The 16,831-nt window shown below is 73.4% G+C and carries 17 protein-coding genes; 5 read left to right on the top strand and 12 right to left on the bottom strand.

Translation table 11 applies throughout. The annotated features are described in order from the left end of the window. Both AC3WLN_RS20865 and AC3WLN_RS20860 read left to right on the top strand, forming a co-directional pair. Positions 1-1,115, top strand: a 1,115-nt coding sequence (locus AC3WLN_RS20865; protein WP_492484457.1) for a pyridoxal phosphate-dependent aminotransferase, incomplete at its 5' end; no start/stop codon positions are given. After that, positions 1,108-2,049, top strand: coding sequence for a prephenate/arogenate dehydrogenase family protein (locus AC3WLN_RS20860; protein WP_492484455.1), 942 nt, complete (start codon positions 1,108-1,110; stop codon positions 2,047-2,049). The genes AC3WLN_RS20865 and AC3WLN_RS20860, both read left to right, overlap by 8 nt. A 14-nt stretch (positions 2,050-2,063) precedes the next feature. On the opposite strand, the gene AC3WLN_RS20855 is transcribed toward AC3WLN_RS20860, so the two are convergent. The 10 genes from AC3WLN_RS20855 to hemH form a co-directional block, all read right to left on the bottom strand. Then, positions 2,064-3,149 (bottom strand): DUF2125 domain-containing protein, encoded by a 1,086-nt coding sequence (locus tag AC3WLN_RS20855; RefSeq protein WP_492484453.1) that lies wholly within the window; start codon positions 3,147-3,149, stop codon positions 2,064-2,066. Positions 3,150-3,312: 163 nt separating this feature from the next. Further along, complete coding sequence (locus AC3WLN_RS20850; RefSeq protein WP_463772117.1) at positions 3,313-3,684, bottom strand: hypothetical protein; 372 nt, start codon at positions 3,682-3,684, stop codon at positions 3,313-3,315. Between the two features lie 199 nt (positions 3,685-3,883). Then, the gene (locus AC3WLN_RS20845) at positions 3,884-4,666 is read right to left on the bottom strand and encodes a lysophospholipid acyltransferase family protein (RefSeq protein ID WP_492484451.1); all 783 of its coding nucleotides are present in this window, start codon (positions 4,664-4,666) and stop codon (positions 3,884-3,886) included. 100 nt (positions 4,667-4,766) lie between these two features. After that, positions 4,767-6,524: a gamma-glutamyltransferase gene (ggt, locus tag AC3WLN_RS20840; protein ID WP_492484449.1), complete on the bottom strand. Its 1,758-nt coding sequence runs from the start codon at positions 6,522-6,524 to the stop codon at positions 4,767-4,769. A 1-nt stretch (position 6,525) separates the two neighbouring features. Further along, on the bottom strand, positions 6,526-7,035 hold the full coding sequence (locus AC3WLN_RS20835; RefSeq protein WP_492484447.1) for a hypothetical protein: 510 nt from the start codon (positions 7,033-7,035) through the stop codon (positions 6,526-6,528). 3 nt (positions 7,036-7,038) lie between these two features. After that, positions 7,039-8,340 (bottom strand): dual-specificity RNA methyltransferase RlmN, encoded by a 1,302-nt coding sequence (gene rlmN / locus AC3WLN_RS20830; protein ID WP_492484445.1) that lies wholly within the window; start codon positions 8,338-8,340, stop codon positions 7,039-7,041. Positions 8,341-8,500: 160 nt separating this feature from the next. Then, a complete protein-coding gene (locus tag AC3WLN_RS20825) occupies positions 8,501-8,923 on the bottom strand; it encodes a hypothetical protein (protein ID WP_492484443.1) in 423 nt (140 codons plus the stop codon). 85 nt (positions 8,924-9,008) lie between these two features. Continuing rightward, positions 9,009-9,989, bottom strand: coding sequence for an ATP phosphoribosyltransferase (gene hisG / locus AC3WLN_RS20820; RefSeq protein WP_492484441.1), 981 nt, complete (start codon positions 9,987-9,989; stop codon positions 9,009-9,011). Next, positions 9,982-11,175 carry an ATP phosphoribosyltransferase regulatory subunit gene (locus AC3WLN_RS20815; RefSeq protein ID WP_492484439.1) on the bottom strand — a complete coding sequence of 398 codons (1,194 nt, stop codon included), beginning with the start codon at positions 11,173-11,175 and terminating at the stop codon, positions 9,982-9,984. Before AC3WLN_RS20815 ends, hisG begins: the two co-directional genes overlap by 8 nt. Before the next feature lie 90 nt (positions 11,176-11,265). Continuing rightward, positions 11,266-12,384 (bottom strand): ferrochelatase, encoded by a 1,119-nt coding sequence (hemH, locus tag AC3WLN_RS20810; protein ID WP_492484437.1) that lies wholly within the window; start codon positions 12,382-12,384, stop codon positions 11,266-11,268. Positions 12,385-12,509: 125 nt separating this feature from the next. Here hemH and AC3WLN_RS20805 point away from each other — a divergent pair, with 125 nt between their 5' ends. The 3 genes from AC3WLN_RS20805 to AC3WLN_RS20795 all read left to right on the top strand — a co-directional run bounded on the left by AC3WLN_RS20805 (position 12,510) and on the right by AC3WLN_RS20795 (position 15,862). Then, complete coding sequence (locus AC3WLN_RS20805) at positions 12,510-13,463, top strand: class I SAM-dependent methyltransferase (RefSeq protein ID WP_492484435.1); 954 nt, start codon at positions 12,510-12,512, stop codon at positions 13,461-13,463. A 141-nt stretch (positions 13,464-13,604) separates the two neighbouring features. Beyond that, positions 13,605-15,158 carry a bifunctional metallophosphatase/5'-nucleotidase gene (locus AC3WLN_RS20800; protein ID WP_492484433.1) on the top strand — a complete coding sequence of 518 codons (1,554 nt, stop codon included), beginning with the start codon at positions 13,605-13,607 and terminating at the stop codon, positions 15,156-15,158. Beyond that, positions 15,158-15,862 (top strand): uracil-DNA glycosylase, encoded by a 705-nt coding sequence (locus AC3WLN_RS20795; RefSeq protein WP_492484431.1) that lies wholly within the window; start codon positions 15,158-15,160, stop codon positions 15,860-15,862. The genes AC3WLN_RS20800 and AC3WLN_RS20795 overlap by 1 nt, the downstream gene beginning before the upstream one ends. Before the next feature lie 42 nt (positions 15,863-15,904). Here AC3WLN_RS20795 and AC3WLN_RS20790 read toward each other — a convergent pair whose 3' ends face one another. Beyond that, complete coding sequence (locus AC3WLN_RS20790; protein WP_492484429.1) at positions 15,905-16,255, bottom strand: lysozyme inhibitor LprI family protein; 351 nt, start codon at positions 16,253-16,255, stop codon at positions 15,905-15,907. Positions 16,256-16,284: 29 nt separating this feature from the next. Further along, the coding region (locus AC3WLN_RS20785) for a Maf family protein (protein WP_492484427.1) at positions 16,285-16,831 on the bottom strand (547 nt) is incomplete at its 5' end.

The following is a 16,831-nucleotide window of genomic DNA, read 5'->3' as shown; positions in this document are numbered from 1 at the left end:
CCCCCCCGGCTCCCTCGCGCCCGGTGCCCCGCCCCGGCGTCCTCGCCATCGAGGCCTACGTGCCCGGCAAGAGCGGGGCGCCCGGCCATGTCAAGGTGCACAAGCTCTCCTCCAACGAGACGCCGCTCGGCCCGAGCCCGAAGGCGGTGGCGGCGATGCGGGCGGAAGCCGCCAAGCTCGAGCTCTACCCGGAGGGCACCGCGCGGGTGCTGCGCGAGGCAATCGCCGCCCGCTACGGCCTCGATCCGGCGCGGATCGTCTGCGGCGCCGGATCGGACGAGCTCCTGTCCTTCCTGGCCTACGCCTATCTCGGGGCCGGCGACGAGGGGATCTTCACCGAGCACGGCTTCCTGGTCTACCGGATCGCGATCCTGGCCGCGGGCGGCACCCCCGTGGTGGTGCCCGAGCGCGACCTGCGCGCCGACGTCGACGCGCTGCTGGCCGCCGTCACGCCCCGGACCAAGATCGTCTACCTCGCCAATCCCAACAACCCGACCGGCACCTACCTGCCCTTCGACGAGATCCGGCGCCTGCAGGCGGGCCTGCCGCCCCACGTCCTCCTCGTCCTCGACGGCGCCTACGCGGAATACGTGCGGGCGAACGACTACAGTGCCGGCCTCGACCTCGTGCTGGAGGCCAACAACGTCGTGATGACCCGGACCTTCTCGAAGATCCACGGGCTCGCGGCGCTGCGCATCGGCTGGATGGTCGGCCCGTCGGAGGTGGTCGACGCGATCAACCGCATCCGCGGCCCCTTCAACCTGTCGGGGGCCGGCATCGCCGCGGGGGCGGCCGCCATCGCCGACGACGTGCACGTGGCCGCGGCCGTCGCCCACAACGATCACTGGCTCGCCGCGATGACCCGGGCGGTGCGAGGCCTCGGCCTCCCCGTGACGCCGAGCGTGGCGAACTTCATCCTCGTCCACTTCCCCGACGCGCCGGGCCGGACCGCCGCGGAGGCCGACGCGTTCCTGTCCGCCCGGGGCGTCATCACCCGGCGGGTCTCGTCCTACGGCCTGCCCCACGCCCTGCGCGTCACCATCGGGGGGGAGGAGGCGAACACCGCCTTCCTGGAGGCCCTGACCGCCTTCGTCCAGGGCGAGACCCGTGCCTGAGCTCGACGCGCGTCCCCTGGAGACCCTGGCCATCGTCGGCCTCGGGCTGATCGGCTCCTCGATCGCCCGGGGCGCCCGGCAGTTCGGCCTCGCCCGGCGCATCGTCGCCATCGACCGCGACCCCGCGGTGCTGGAGCGGGTGCGGGCGCTCGCCCTGGCGGACGCGGCCACGGACGATCTCGCCGCCGGCGTGGCGGAGGCCGACCTCGTCATCCTGTGCGTGCCGGTGGGGGCCGTGGGCGCGGTGGCGCAGATCATGGGTCCGGCCCTGAGACCCGGGGCCATCGTGTCGGATGTCGGCTCGGTCAAGGCCTCGGTGGTTGCGGCCGTCGCGCCGCACCTGCCGGCCGGCGTGCATTTCGTGCCGGCGCATCCCGTGGCCGGGACCGAGTATTCCGGGCCGGATGCGGGGTTCTCGACCCTGTTCTCCGGGCGCTGGTGCATCCTCACCCCCGGCGAGGAGACTGACCCGGCCGCGACCGCGCGGGTCCAGGCCTTCTGGGAAGGCCTGCGCGCCATCGTGGAGACAATGACGCCGGAGCATCACGACCTCGTCCTGGCGATCACCAGCCACGTGCCGCACCTCATCGCCTACAACATCGTCGGCACCGCCGCCGACCTGGAGGCCGTGACCCAGTCCGAGGTGATCAAGTTCTCCGCCGGCGGCTTTCGCGACTTCACCCGCATCGCCGCCTCCGACCCGACCATGTGGCGGGACGTGTTCCTGACAAACAAGGACGCGGTGCTGGAGATGCTGGGTCGCTTCAACGAGGACCTCGCGGCCCTCGCCCGGGCGATCCGCTGGGGCGACGGCGAGGCCCTGCACGACCTGTTCACGCGCACCCGTGCCATCCGCCGCGGCATCGTCGCCATGGGCCAGGAGACGGCCGAGGCCGATTTCGGCCGCGGCCGCCCGAGCGACCCGGCGGCCTGAGGGCGAGCCGCCGCTCAGTAGAGCGGCGGGAGCTGCACGTTGGGGATCGGGAACGGGCCGAGCATCAGGCGGCCCTCGGCGAGGCGCAGGGGCGGCAGCGGCTTCAGCGCATCGTCGGCCGGGGCCGCGACGCCGGCCTCGGCGCTGGCCTGGTTCCGGCGGCCCCCGAGGAGCTGGCCCACGAGGCTGCCGATCAGCGCCCCCTTCTCTGCCCCGAAGCGCTGGCCCATGAGCTGACCGACCAGGGCCTCGACCCCGGCCGCCCGCAGGTCGAGCTGGCCCTGGAGCCGGTGCGCCGCGTCGAGGTCGAGGCGGCCCTTGGCCTGGAGCCGGCGCTCGCCCTTGGCCAGGGAGAGGAGCGCGAGCTCGAGGGCGCCGCCGGCCTGACGCCAGTCCTCCAGCTCCCGGGCCACGGTGCCGGTGCCGAGGGCGGTGGCGCGGCCCACGGTGGCGTCCAGGGCGAGGTCGGCCGGGTCGGCATTGCCCAGCGCCGCGTCGGCGAGCGGCAGGCGGATCCGGTTCACCCGCAGGCTGGTGTCGATGGCCCCCTCCGATTCGAAGCGTCCCGGCGTCGGGCGGGCATGGAGCTCGAGGTGCTCGGTGTCGAAGGCGATCGGGTCCGGCCCGGCCCCGCGCACCACGCCCTTGGCGCCGTTGGCCACCACGGAGGCGCGCACGAAGCCGTCGGAGGCGCCGTGGAAGCTGCCCTCCAGGGAGGTCCAGGTCGCGTCCGCGGTGAGGTCGCCCTGCTCGACGTGGAACGGGCCGCCGACCTCGAGGATGCCCTGGCGCGGCTGGTAGACCTGGGTCACCGCCGTCACGGGGCCGAGGGTGAAGCGGCTGTCGGAGCGGCTGAAGGCCAGGGAGGCGCAGCGCAGTTCGAGCCGGAACGGGTAGCCGGCGATGCTGCGGTCGGCGCAGGTCCAGGTCCGGCCCGCGGCCGCCTCCTGGGCCAGCCAGCCATCCATCTCGGTGGCGGCCCGGTGGCGGATGTAGAGCCAGCCGAGCGACCAGACGATCACGAGGGCGGCGAGGAGGATGTAGGGAAGGAACAGCCCCTTGCGCGAGAGGGGACGGGTCGGTGTCGGGCTCTGCGCCATCGCGTGTCGGTATCCTGCGCTCGCGTCACGGGCCTGCGGCCATCGTCAGGGCAGCCCGGATGCAAGGCTTGGCAGGGTCTCGGCGGCGAAAGCATGGCAGGGGCGCCCCGGCGCGGCAAAACGCGAACCCGTGACGCTGGAGGCGCGACCGCCCCGCCGCGGATCAGTTCGCGGCGTCGGCCTTCTGCTCGCTGCCGAGATCGGCCACGATGGCCTTGCGCTCGGCCTCGTCCTCGGCCAGCCGGTGGACATGCATCTCCGTCGCGCCCTTGTGCCGGGCCCGGGCGATCCAGTTCCGGTTCAGGCGCTCGCGCGGGCTCTGCCCGGCGGAGGCCACCGAGACGAGCTCGCCGACGCCGGCCGCGTCGCGGCGCACGGCCATCACCACCGCCTCGCCCATGTCGTCGAGCTCGGGCTCCGCCAGCTCGTGGATGCCGACCACGTAGCGGCGGCCGGACCGGCCGCGCCAGGCGCTGAGCACCAGGGCGGGGGTCCCGCGCAGGCCGGCCGTGGTCCTCAGACGTTCCTCGCGCACTTCCTGTCTCCGTGCTCGATCGTCCCTCAGGTCGCGGAGTGCGGCCGACCAGGACAGGGCTCTCTTGTTCGCCATTTGTTCCACATTAATCTTAACGTTTCGTTGGCGTCAAGGACGACGCCTCGGCCTCCAATCAGATGGGGACGACGCGAGTTATCCACAAGCCATGCACAGGGTCGATCGACCCCCGGCGGGCCGCTCAGGCGACGGGCGATCCGTTGCGCGAGGCCTGGGCGGGATCCGGAACCGCGTGTCCGGCGGCCGCGAGTTCCGAGCGGCCGACGGCCAGCAGCGCGTCGGAGGCCGCCTCGATCCGGCCCTGGACCACCTCGAGGAAGCGGGCCCGGTCCAGGCCCGGCGGGATCGGGGCCAGGAACTCGATCACGGAGGTGCCGGGCCGGCGGACCAGGCTGCGCCGGGGCCAGTGCAGGCCCGTGTTGAGGGCGACCGGCAGGCAGGGCACGCCGAGGGCGGCGTACAGGTGGGTGATGCCGAGCTTGTAGGCGGGGGGCGCGCCGGGCGGCCGGCGGGTGCCCTCGGGGAAGATGATGAGCTGGCGCCCGTCCCGGATGGCCTGGGCCGCGGCCTCGTTCATGGCGGCCATCGCCCGGGCGCCCTTGCTGCGGTCGATGGCGACCATGCCGGAACGCGAGAGGAACCAGCCGATCAGCGGGATCCAGAGCAGCTCGCGCTTGAGGATGTAGGCGAAGTCGGGAAAGGCCGTGACCAGGGCCAGGGTCTCCAGGGCCGACTGGTGCTTGGCCGCCACCAGGAGGGGACCGGGCGGGATGTTCTCGACGCCCCGGAATTCCACCCGGATGCCGCCCACCACGCGCAGGAGCCACAGCGTCACGCGCCCCCAGACCTGCGCCAGCCGGATCACGCCCCGCCGGGAGACCAGGGTCGGCAGGCCCCCGATCGCGATGATCGTGGTGGCGACGTAGAAGGCGAGGTTGAACGCGAGCGAACGGACGAGAAGCATCGGGAACCTGGAGGAGACAGCCCGGGACGGGGCGCGGCCCAGCTCCCGTGTAGCGTGCGATCTCGCCCCAGGCCATCCGAGGGCGGGATTATCCGAGCCCTCAGTCGCCCTCCGCCAGGGTGCCGCGCTGGCGCGGATCGGCGGCGCCCGCCAGCAGCCCGTCGCCGACCTGCACGGAATTGGCCGAGCCGGAGGTCGCCCCGACCCGGACCTTGTGGCCGCGGGCCCGGAGCAGGGCCAGGGTGTCGGGCGAGAGGCCCTCCTCGGCCATCAGCACGTCCGGCTGCCACTGGTGGTGGATGCGCGGCGCGGCGACCGCCTCGGCGAGGTTCATGCGGAAGTCGAGCACGTTGACGATGACCTGCAGCACCGTCGAGATGATGCGGCTGCCGCCGGGGCTGCCCGTCACCAGGACGAGGCGGCCGTCGCGGAAGACGAAGGCGGGGGTCATCGAGGAGAGCGGCCGGGCCCCGGGCGAGACCGCGTTGGCGACGCTGCCGACGAGGCCGTAGGCGTTGAGGGCGCCGGGCTTGGCCGAGAAATCGTCCATCTCGTTGTTCAGGAGCACGCCCGTGCCCTCCGCCACGAGGCCGAGCCCGTAGGAGAAGTTCAGGGTGGTGGTGTTCGAGACCGCGTTGCCGGCGCCGTCCACCACCGAGAAATGCGTGGTCTGGTCGGATTCGAAGGGGAGGGGATCGCCCGCCTTGACCTCGGCGGCGGGCCGGGCCCGGGCGGGGTCGATGCCGGTCCGCACCGTGGCCGCGTAGGACTTGGCGGTCAGGCCCTCCACCGGCACCTGCGTGCGGGCGGGGTCACCGAGCCAGGTCGCCCGGTCGGCATAGGCCGGCTTCATCGCCTCGGCCAGGATGTGGAGGGCGTCGGCGCTGCCCGCGCCCATGCGGGCGAGGTCGAAGCCCTCCAGCACGTTGAGGATCTCGATGAGGTGGATGCCGCCGGAGCTCGGCGGCGGCATCGACGCGACGGCGTAGCCCCGGTAGGTCCCGCGCACGGGCTCGCGCAGGACGGGGCGATAGGCGCCGAGATCCTCGGCCGTCATCACACCCCCCGCTTCGCGCACGGCCGCGGCGATGCGCTCGGCGATGGGGCCGGTATGGAAGGCGTCGGGACCGGACCGGGCGATGGCCGCCAGGGTGTCGGCGAGGTCCGCCTGGACCAGGCGCTCGCCGCGCTGCAGGGGCCGGTCGCCGGCAAAGAAGATCTTTCGCGAGGAGGGCCAGCGCCCGAGCAGGCCGGCGGCCTGGGGCAGCGAATCGGCGAGGCCCGATTCCACCGGGATGCCCTGGCGGGCGAGCGCCTCGGCCGGGGCGATCAGGTCGGCCAGGGTGAAGCGGCCCGACCCGTAGAGGCGGTGCGCTTCGGCGAGCCCCCGCACGGTGCCGGGCACGCCCACCGCCTTGCCGGTGCGGGTGGAGGCGGCGCGGTCGGGCTCGCCCTTCCCGTCGAGGAACATGTCGGAGCGGGCGGCGGCCGGGGCGGTCTCGCGGTAATCGAGGGCGATCGTCTCGTCGCCCTGCGCCCGGTGGATCATCATGAAGCCGCCGCCGCCGAGGTTGCCGGCCCGCGGCAGGGTCACGGCGAGGGCGAAGCCCACCGCCACGGCGGCGTCGACGGCGTTGCCGCCGGCCCGCAGGATCGCGACGCCGACGCGGGTGGCCCGCGCCTCCTGCGAGGAGACCATGCCGTGGGCGCCGAGCACCGGCAGCAGGCGGGCATCGTCGGACTGGATCGGCGGCGGCTCGGGCGGACCCGCGGCAGGGCCGGAATCCCCTTGCGCGAGACCCGGCGCCGTGGCGGCCAGGACCAGGGCGAGGGCGATGCGCGAGGAGGTCAGCCGCATGTCAGGCGCGTCCGTTGCCGCGGGGCGGGAGGGCGGCGCCGTGATGGCGCCCGGCGATCAGCCAGTAGACGAGACCCGAGGCCGCGCCGGTGAGGAACAGCACCGCGGTGATGCGCGCCTCCAGGGCCAGGGCGTCGGCGCCGGCCCCCGTGCGCGTGAAGCCGCGGGCGAGCCAGGGCACGGAGGCGGTGAGGAGGCCGGTTCCGGCGCCGTACCAGGTGGCGGCGCGCCAGGTCAGGACGGCGCCGAGGACGGCCACCAGGACGGGCGGCACCACGAGCAGCACGAACAGGGCGCGGGCGAGGGCGGCGAGCGCGAACAGCAGGGTCTCGGGACCGATCCCGGAGGCGAGATCGGTCAAGCCCGAGAACAGGCCGACGAGGCCGAGGCGCGACAGCGTCTCGCCGGTGACCGGATCGAGCATCGCGCCGAGGGCCAGGACGGCCGCGCCGCAGGGAATCGCCAGGACCAGGGCGAGGCTCGCGATGAACAGGCCGCCGAGGAACCGCACCCGTCAGTCTTCGTCGCCGTCGTCGGCGCCCGCATAGACGCCCTCGGCGCCGATGCCGTCCTCCAGCATCATCCGGGCCCGGGCGCGCAGCTTCTCGGTCTCGCTCTTGAGCTGGCCGCAGGCGGCCAGGATGTCCCGGCCGCGCGGCGTGCGGACCGGGGACGCGTAGCCGGCTTCGTAGACGATTTCCGAGAAGCGCTCGATGCGCTCCCAGTCCGAGCATTCGTAGGCGCTGCCCGGCCAGGGATTGAACGGGATCAGGTTGATCTTGGCCGGGATGCCCTTGAGCAGGCGCACCAGCTCGCGCGCATCGGCGTCGGTGTCGTTGATGCCCTTCAGCATCACGTACTCGAAGGTGATGCGCCGGGCGTTGTTGAGGCCCGGATAGGCCCGGCAGGCGGCCAGCAGCTCGGCGAGCGGATACTTGCGGTTCAGGGGCACCAGGGTGTCGCGCAGGTCGTCGCGCACCGCGTGGAGCGAGATCGCCAGCATGGCATGGGCCTCGTCGCCGAGGCGCTGCATCTGGGGGACGACGCCGGAGGTCGAGACGGTGATGCGCCGGCGGGAGAGGCCGAGGCCCTCCTGGTCGGCCATGACGCCGACCGCGTCGACGACGTTGTCGAGATTGTACAGGGGCTCGCCCATGCCCATGAAGACGATGTTGGTGACCTTGCGGCGGGTCTCGTCCTCGCCCGGCGCCGTCGGGTTCTGGCCGGCCCAGTCGTTGAGATGGTCGCGGGCGACGACGAGCTGCGCCGTGATCTCGGCCGCCGTCAGGTTGCGCACGAGGCGCTGGGTGCCGGTGTGGCAGAACGAGCAGGTCAGGGTACAGCCGACCTGGCTCGAGACGCAGAGGGTGCCGCGCCCGCGCCCCGGGATATAGACGCACTCGATCTCGGCGCCGCGGTTGTGGTCGTGCTGGCCCGTGGGGGCCATGCGCATCAGCCACTTGCGGGTGCCGTCGCGGGACACCTGCTCGGTGATCACCTCGGGCCGGTCGAGGGTGTAGACGTCGGCGAGCTGGGCCTTCAGCCCCTTGCCCACATTGGTCATCTCGTCGAAGGCCTTGGCGCCGCGCACGTTGAGCCAGTGCCAGATCTGGCCCGCGCGCATGCGCTGCTCGCGCTCGGAGACGCCGATGGCGCCGAGCCGGGCCTTCAGCTGCTCACGGGTGAGCCCCACCAGGGACGCGCGCCCGGGCGGCAGCGCCGGGCTCCCGGCCTGGGGCTCGAACTCGGGCAGCTTCTCGATTGCGGGAACGGCGCTCGCGTCGCGCCGGGCGGTGTCGAACGACGCCGTCGCCATGATCTGGATGAACCTTCGGACTTGGAATGGGTCCGATATAGGGGATTCGGGTCCAAAACGCGAATGCGGGACGGGGCTGCGCCGGATTCATGCGCCCCGCCGGGGCTCGCCCCGGTCGCACCGGGGACCGGACGGCCGGAGCCGCCCGGCCGCGGGGTGCCTACTGCGCGGGTTTGGCCTCGGCCGGCGGGGTGCCGGCGGCGGGCGCTTCGGCGGGCAGGAGGACGTTCTTGCTAATGCTGCCCTCGGGGCCGTATTCCCCGGCCACCGCCGGGCAGGCCTGCGCGCGGTTGAGCTGCATCTGGTTCGACATCAGGGCGAACATGGTCTGCACCCGGCCGCCGAAGGGTCCGCGCGGGCTGACGTCGGCGGCGCGCACGTTCTGCTTCTCGAGGAGGGCGTCGAACTCCTGGGTGCCGATGCGGTAGCCGCAGACATTGGCGGCGGCGAAGATGTAGGCGGCGAATTCCAGCGCCCGCGGCGCGGGGGCGTTGCGGATCTGGGCCTGCGCGGCGTGCGGGAGCGCCAGGGACGTGGCCAGGCAGGCGGCGAGGCCGGCGGCCGGCGAGAGGCGAGCGAACATGGGCGGGGTTTCCTCGGGCGCGGAGGCTTCACGCTCCGCTTGCGCGCAGAGATAGGCCCCCGGCGTCCGGCGTCAAACGCCGGCCTCAGCCGAGCCGGGCGAGCAGCCGGTCCATCAGCGGGTTGTCCGGCGTGAAGGCGTAGTCGATCTTGCGCACGTTCACGGCCCCCGCCCCGGCCTTGACCAGGGCGTCGGCCAGATCGAACACCGCGTCGACGGGACAATGCAGCACCATCTCGCCGCGGCCCTCGGGCGCGCCGTAGGGCAGGCCGGCATCGTGCAGGGCGGCGATGCCGGCCAGGTCGATGTCGCCGTCGTCCGGCATGGCGGCGCGGACCTCGCGGGTGGTGCGGGCCCGCTCCTCCGCCTGGATGCGGCCGAGGACGGCGCGCAGGGCCCGGCGCTGGGGCTCGCCCCAGGGCGCGTTCAGGGAGGCGACGAGATTCGCCTCCGAGCGCAGGATGATCCCGTCCTCCAGGATCTTCAGGGCGTTGGCGGCCAGCGTCGCCCCCGTGGTGGTGATGTCGACGATGATCTCGGCCGAGCCCGCCGCCGGCGCGCCCTCGGTGGCGCCCAGGCTCTCGACGATGCGGTAATCCGCCACGCCGTGCTCGGCGAAGAACCGGCGGGTGAGGTTGACGTACTTCGTGGCGATGCGCAGGCGCTTGCCCTGGCGGACCCGCATCTCGGCGGCGACCTCGTCGAGGTCGCTCATGGCGCGGACGTCGATCCAGGCCTGGGGCACGGCGACCACCACCGTGGCCTGGCCGAAGCCGAGCGGCGTCAGGAGCTCGACCTGGCCCCGCGCGTCGGGCAGCGACTCGCGGATCAGGTCCTCGCCGGTGATGCCCAGATGGGCGGCGCCGCTGGCGAGCTGCGCCGCGATCTCGGAGGCCGAGAGGTAGCGCACCTCGACGCCGGGCACGCCCACCAGCTTTCCGCGATAGTCGCGCGCGCCGGTGTTCTGGGCGAGCTTGAGGCCGGCCCGGGCGAAGAAGGCGGCGGCGTTCTCCTGCAGCCGGCCCTTGGAGGGGACCGCGAGGACGAGGGAATCCGGTTCAGCCAACGGTCGCGTCCTTCTCGGTGGGAGCGTCCGCGGCGACCCGCGAGAGCCAGACGGCGCAGCCGACGGCGGGCACGGGCACGGGGCTCCCGAGGTGCTGGAGCAGGCCGTCGTAGCGGCCGCCGCCCACCAGGGGCAGCTTCGGCGCGTCCGGCGCCGTGCCCTCGAAGATGAAGCCGGTGTAGTAGTCGAGGTTGCGGGCGAAGCCGCCGGAGAAGCGGAAGCGCTCCACGGCGAGGCCCCGGGCGGCCATGAAGCCGGTGCGCTCCTCGAACAGGTCGAGGGCCGCGTCGAGGGGCGGGTGGTCGAGGCCGGCCTCCTGCACCAGGGCCCGCACCGCCGCGGCGGCGCTGTCGGGATCGCCCTCGATGGCGCGGTAGCGCTCGACGACGGCGCGGTTCTCGGGGTTGAGCCCGGCGCCGCCGCTCGCCTGCGCGGCCGCCTTGGCGAGGAAGCGCTCGGCGATCTCGCCGGCGCTGCGGCCGCCCACCCGCGAGATGCCGGCAATCGACAGCACGTCCTCCACGAAGGCGCGCACGCCCTTGGGGTCCTGGCCCTGGATCGCGGCCAGCAGGCCCGCATGCGGGTCCTCGCCGCGCTGGCCGTTGGTGACCGCGTCGAGGGAGCGGCCGGCGGCCAGGGCCCGCAGGGTGCGGCGCTTGGCGGTGGGGGGCACGCCGAGGGCGTCGAGCAGGGCGTCGACGAGGCCCATGTCGCCGAGGCGCACGGCGACGTCGTTGCGCCCGAGCAGGGCGAGGCCCTCCAGGGCGAGGCCGATCACCTCCGCGTCCGCGGCGGGCGTGTCGGTGCGTCCGACCGACTCGATGCCGGCCTGGAGGAACTCGTCCGGCTCGTCGCCGGCCAGCCGGAAGACCGGCCCGAGATAGCTGTAATCGGCACCCTGCGGCGCGCCCCGAGGCGCGGAGGATTTCGGGGCGTGCGCGAGGTAGTGGCGGCAGACCGGGATCGTGAATTCCGGACGCAGGCAGAGTTCGCTGCCCGAGGCGTCCTGGGTCACGAAGATGCGCCGGCGGATATCCTCGCCGGACAGTTCGAGGAACGGCTCCACCGGCTGGAGCACCGGCGGCGTCACGGCGCCGTATCCGGCCTCCTGGAAATGGGCGAGCAGGCGCAGGTGGTCCTGCGATCGTTCCCCCGCGGTGCCCCCGCCTGCCTCCGGTCTCGTCATCGTCTCGCCTGCCGCCTCGTCGCGGGCTCTAGTAGCAACCGGGCCTGCGCTTGGCGATGGCTTTCGGCGGACGCCTCCGGCCCGGCGGATCTAGACCCAACCCTGCAATTCGCGCCGGACCACGGTCTCGATCACCCGCATGCCGAGGTCGCTGTCGTTCAGGCAGGGGATGTAGGCGAACTGCTCGCCGCCGTTGTCCTCGAAGTAATGGCGGTTCTCGCCATCGAGCTCCTCCAGGGTCTCGAGGCAGTCGGCGGTGAAGCCGGGCGCCACGATCGCCATGCGCTTGACGCCGCTCTTGGCCAGCGTCTGCACGGTCTCGTCGGTGTAGGGCCGCAGCCATTCCTCGTTGCCGAAGCGCGACTGGAAGGTGGTGCGCATCTTCTCGGTCGAGAAGCCGAGCGCCTCGCGGATCAGGCGGCCCGTCTTCACGCACTGGCAATGGTAGGGATCGCCCTTGAGGAGGTAGCTCTTGGGCACCCCGTGGAACGAGGTCAGGATCACCTCGGGCTCGAAGTCGAGCTTGGCCAGGCCCTCGCGGATCGAGGTCGCCATCGCGTCGATGTAGACCGGGTCGTCGTGATAGGGCGGCGAGACGCGCACCGTCGGCTGCCAGCGCATCTGCATCAGGGCCTTGAAGGCCTGGTCGCAGGCCGTGGCCGAGGTGGCGGCGGCGTATTGGGGATAGAGCGGCACCAGCAGGATGCGGTCGCAGCCCTGGTCGAGGAGCGCCTGGATGCGCACGGAGACCTCCGGCTTGCCGTAGCGCATGGCCCAGTCGACCACGACCGAATCTCCCATCGCCGCCTGCAGGCGCTCGGCCTGCCCGCGGGTGATGGTCTTGAGCGGGCCCTCGTCGCGCTCGTTGTTCCACACGCTGGCATAGTCGCGGCCCTTCGGCCCCGGGCGCTTGGTCAGGATGACGAGGTTGAGGAGCGGCCACCAGATCAGGCGCGGCACCTCGATCACCCGGCGGTCGGAGAGGAATTCCTTGAGATAGCGGCGCATCGGCCAGTAGCTCGTGCCCTCCGGCGTGCCGAGATTCATCAGGAGGACGCCGACCCGGCCCCAGCGCACCGGCGGATGCTCGGCCGGCAGGGGGGCCGGTCCGGGTCCGGGAGCGGCTCCGGGAGCCGTCCCGGGCACGCCCGTCTGGGTCGGGAGCGACAGGCCGTCCTGCGGGAGCGGCGGTGCGACGCGTTCGTTCATCGGGTTTCCGTATCGCTCCGGGAATGAGCGCTTGAGAGCGGCGGGTTCACAAAGGTTGTGTCGTTGGGGATATCTATCTAGAGCACGGAGCCTTCCAGCGATCACGCGATGGATGAAGGCGCGACATGCCGTCTCCCCGGTACTTCCTCAGCCACTTCATGCCCTTCACGGGCTATCCCTATACGGGGGGGCCGACCGCCTGCAATCTCTGCGGCTCGGCGGACTCCGTGGTGGTGGCCGAGAGCGACCGCCGGCTGAAGACCCTGCGCTCCATCGCCTGCCGCCAGTGCGGCCTGATCCGCACCGATCCGATGCCGACCCCGGCCGAACTCGCGGATTACTACGCCAGCGCCTACCGGGCCGACTACCAGCTCGCCTTCGCGGGCGGGCCGCCCCGGGTCCACCTCAAGCGCTCGGCCCGCGAGGCCGCCTTCCGCACCGGCCTCCTGGCCCCCAAGCTGAAGCCCGGCGCCCGGGTGCTCGATTTCGGCTCCGGCTCGGGCGAGTTCCTGGCCGAGGCCCGCGCGAAGGGCTGCGAGGCGATCGGCATCGAGCCGGGGCGGGACTACGCCAACTACGCCCGCAGCCACCATGGCGTCGAGGTGCTGGACGATGCCGGCGACGAGCGCTTCCCGGAGGCGCATTTCGACGTCATCACCACCCGGCACGTGCTGGAGCACCTGCGCGACCCGGCCGACGTGATGGAGCGCCTGTCGCGCTGGCTGAAGCCGGACGGCGTGCTCTTCGCCGCGGTGCCCGACATGGCCACCACCGGCAAGCCGGCGCACGAGCGCTTCCACTTCGCCCATGTCCACGGCTTCGTGCGCGAGACCTTCGACCTCACCGCCCGCCGGGCCGGCCTCGTGCCGCATCCGGACTATCCGCGCGAGAACACCGCGGTGGTCTACGCCAAGACCGACGCCCCGCCCGTGGCCCTGGCCAATCCCGGCCTCGCCGAGCGCCTGGCCGTGGAGCTGAAGCCGATGCCCCCCGCCATCTTCCTGGCCTCCGGCGCCTGGCTCTGGCCGATGGTCCGCCGCAACGCCAAGGCGGTGCGCGACACCTTCGTGTCGCGCTGAGGCGGCCGGGGACACCTGACACGGGGGCCGGACCCTCGCGCGGCGGCGGCCGGCCGTCGTAGGCCCTTCGCGAACGGCGTCCTAGAATAGCGGGATCAGGCGGCGGCATCCGCACGCCCGCCCGACGCCCGAGACGCCGCCGTGACGAATCCTCTCACACCGCATCCCGCCGGACCGATCCCGAACCGGCGCCAGACCCTCGCCCTCGGGGCGGGTCTCGCCGTCGCTCTGGGCAGCCCGGCCGAGGCCGCGCCCGAGACGGAGCCCGACCCGACCTTCACGCTCCTCCTCGTCAACGACCTCTACCAGATGGCCGAGGTGGACGGACGGGGCGGCTTCGCCCGCCTCGCCGCCATCGTGAAGGCCGAGCGGGCCCGGGGCGTGCCGACGTTCTACGCCCATGCGGGCGATGCCCTCTCGCCCTCGCTGATGTCGGGCTTCGACCGCGGCGCCCACATCGTCGAGCTCCTCAACCGGGCGCCGCCCGACGCATTCGTGCCCGGCAACCACGAGTTCGATTTCGGCCCCGCGGTCTTTGCCCAGCGCATGGGCGAGGCCACCTTCCCGGTCCTGGCGGCCAACCTGCGCGACGGCGCGGGCCGACCTCTCGCGGGCCTGCGCGACCGCCTGGTCGTGACCCTCGGGGGCATCCGGGTCGGCGTGGTGGGGATCGCCCTGGCGAGCACGCCGGAGAAGTCGCAGGCGGGCGACCTGCGCTTCGCGCCCGAGATCGAGACCCTGGCCGGCCAGGTCCAGGCCCTGCGGGCGGAGGGCGTCGACCTCGTGGTGGGGGTCTGCCACACCGACCGGGCCACGGACGACGCCATCGTGGCCGCGCGCCTCGTCGACATCCTGCTCTCGGGGCACGACCACGACCTCGTGGTCCGCTACGACGGCCGGACCGTGATGGCGGAATCGAGCTTCGACGCCCATTACGTCACCGCCATCGACGTCACCGCGACGGTGACCGGGACGGGCCGGGACCGCCGGGTGGACTGGCGCCCGAGCTTCCGCATCCACGACTCGGCCCGGGTCACCCCCGACCCGGAGACCCTGGCGCTGGTGCAGCGCCTGCAGGGCGCGCTATCGCGGGAGCTCGACCTTCCGGTGGGCGTGACCCGCGCCCCCCTCGACAGCCGCATCGCCGCGGTGCGCGTCGGCGAGTCGAGCTTCGGCAGCCTCGTGGCCGATGCCCTGCGCGCGGCCACGGGGGCGCAGGTCGCGATCACCAATGGCGGCGGCATCCGCGGCAATCGGCTCTATCCCGCCGGCGCGACCCTGACGCGCCGCGACATCCTCACCGAACTGCCCTTCGGGAACACCGTCGTCCTGGTGTCGCTGACGGGCGCACGCATCCGCGCCCTCCTCGAGGGGGCGCTGGCCGACTGGGGCCGCCCGGCGGGCCGCTTCCCGCACGTCTCCGGCCTCGTCGTCACCCTCGATCCCGCCGCCCCGCCCGGCGCGCGGATCGTGTCGCTGAGCGCGGACGGCGTCCCCCTCGACCCGGAGGCATCCTACACGGTCGCCTCGAACAACTTCCTGTACGACGGGGGCAACGGCTACGGCGAGCTCGCCCGGGGCAGGACCCTGATCGGCCGGACGGACGGGCAGCTCGTGGCCAACGCGGTGATGGCCTATATCCGGGCCAACACGCCGATCTCCGCCCCCGCGGAGGGCCGCATCCTGGTCCGCTGATGCCCGAAACCCCCGTCGCCGATGCCCTCGCCCGCTTCCGCAGATCGGGCTCGCCCTGGCTCGCCCTGCCGTTCTTCGAAGACGGCGCGGCCGAGGCGGTGGCCGCCCGGGTCGATGCCCGCATCGCCGGCGGCGCGCCCGTGCTGCCGGCGCCGGACAACATCTTCAACGCCCTCGCGCTCACGCCCCTCGACCGGGTCAAGGTCGTCATCCTGGGCCAGGACCCCTATCCGACGCCGGGCGACGCCAACGGCCTCGCCTTCTCGTATGTCGGTCCGCGCCGGCTCCCGGCCTCGCTCAAGGTGATCCTGGCCGAACTCGCCGAACCGGGCGCGCCGCCGGCCAGGCCCCGGACGGGCGACCTCACGCCCTGGGCCCGGCAGGGCGTGCTCCTCCTCAACGCCGCCCTCACGGTGGAGGCCGGCAAGGCCGGGGCGCATCTGCGCTACGGCTGGGCGGCCCTGACCGACCAGGCGGTGGCGGCGGTCTCGGCCCGCCCCGACCCGGCGGTGTTCCTGCTCTGGGGCGCCCAGGCCCGGGCCCGGGCCCCCCTGGTGGAGGCCGGCCGCCACGGCATCGTGGAATGCGGCCATCCCTCGCCGCTCAACCGCGCGCGGGACTTCCCCGGCTCGCGCCCCTTCGACGCCGCCAATGCCTGGCTGTCGGCCCACGGCGTCGCGCCGATCGACTGGCGGCTCGACTGAGACCGAGGATTCCCGGTGCGGACCTTCGCCGGCCCCGTGCCCTCAGAGCGGCCCCTGCTTGGCGAATTCGGAGAACACGGCCCGCAGGACCGTCAGCCGGCCCTCGTAGGATTGCTTCAGGCAGGCGACGTCGCCGCCGCAGGCGCGGCGCTCGGTGAGCCAGGTCTCCTGGTCCTCGCGCAGCTTGGCGTTGCCGCCCATGGGCAGCATCGCCCGCAGGATCTCGAAGCGGGTCGCCATCTCGACGTCGAGATCGTTGAGGGGCAGGTGGGCGCAGATCGCCTTCTCGTCGGCGGTCTGCGCCTTCTCGCAGGGGAAACTCGCCGCCTCGGCCGCGCCGGCCGCGAGGACGAGGAGCAGGGCGCCGAGGAGCGGGCGCGGATTCGTCACCATGGAGCGGGCCTCGCGGGGGTGGTCGGTCGTCAGAAGCTGAGCCAGCCCCGGGCCCGCAGCCGCGCCAGGAGCGGCAGCAGCGGCAGGCCGAGGATGGTGGAATGGTCGCCCGCGATCGCCGCGAACAGGTGGATGCCGAGACCCTCGAGCTGATAGCCGCCGACGCTGGCGCAGACCCGGTCGGGCCCGGCGAGATCGACATAGGCCGCGATCGCCGCGGCATCGAGGGGCCGCAGGGTCAGGTGCGCGGTCTCGACGAAGCTCTCGACCACGGCGCCGTCGACCGCCAGGGCCACCGCCGAGCGCAGCGCATGGGTCCGGCCCGCGAGGGCGGCGATCTGCGCAGCGGCGGCGGCGAGGTCCGCCGGCTTGTGGAACAGGGTGCCGTCGCATTCGAGGACCTGGTCGGCCCCGACGACCACGCGCTCGGGCCGGCGGGCCGCCACGGCCGAAGCCTTGGCCTCGGCCAGACGACGGGCCAGGGCCTCGGGCGGGAGACCGGCGCCATCGGCTTCCACCGCCCGCTCGTCGACGCCCGGGCTCTCGGTGTCGACGGCGAGGCCCGCGCTCGCGAGG

The sequence above is a fragment of the Methylobacterium sp. FW306-05-D genome (assembly GCF_058782155.1).
Note: the sequence above shows the minus strand (reverse complement) of the source record. Positions and strands in the feature narration are given on the sequence as shown.

Coding starts and splice junctions, on each gene's coding strand:
- ggt (WP_492484449.1), bottom strand. CDS start 6,524: ATGCGGCTGACCTCCTCGCGCATCGCCCTCGCCCTGGTCCTGGCCGCC.
- AC3WLN_RS20825 (WP_492484443.1), bottom strand. CDS start 8,923: ATGTTCGCTCGCCTCTCGCCGGCCGCCGGCCTCGCCGCCTGCCTGGCC.
- AC3WLN_RS20845 (WP_492484451.1), bottom strand. CDS start 4,666: ATGCTTCTCGTCCGTTCGCTCGCGTTCAACCTCGCCTTCTACGTCGCC.
- AC3WLN_RS20790 (WP_492484429.1), bottom strand. CDS start 16,255: ATGGTGACGAATCCGCGCCCGCTCCTCGGCGCCCTGCTCCTCGTCCTC.
- AC3WLN_RS20795 (WP_492484431.1), top strand. CDS start 15,158: ATGCCCGAAACCCCCGTCGCCGATGCCCTCGCCCGCTTCCGCAGATCG.
- AC3WLN_RS20805 (WP_492484435.1), top strand. CDS start 12,510: ATGCCGTCTCCCCGGTACTTCCTCAGCCACTTCATGCCCTTCACGGGC.
- AC3WLN_RS20855 (WP_492484453.1), bottom strand. CDS start 3,149: ATGGCGCAGAGCCCGACACCGACCCGTCCCCTCTCGCGCAAGGGGCTG.
- rlmN (WP_492484445.1), bottom strand. CDS start 8,340: ATGGCGACGGCGTCGTTCGACACCGCCCGGCGCGACGCGAGCGCCGTT.
- hemH (WP_492484437.1), bottom strand. CDS start 12,384: ATGAACGAACGCGTCGCACCGCCGCTCCCGCAGGACGGCCTGTCGCTC.
- AC3WLN_RS20815 (WP_492484439.1), bottom strand. CDS start 11,175: ATGACGAGACCGGAGGCAGGCGGGGGCACCGCGGGGGAACGATCGCAG.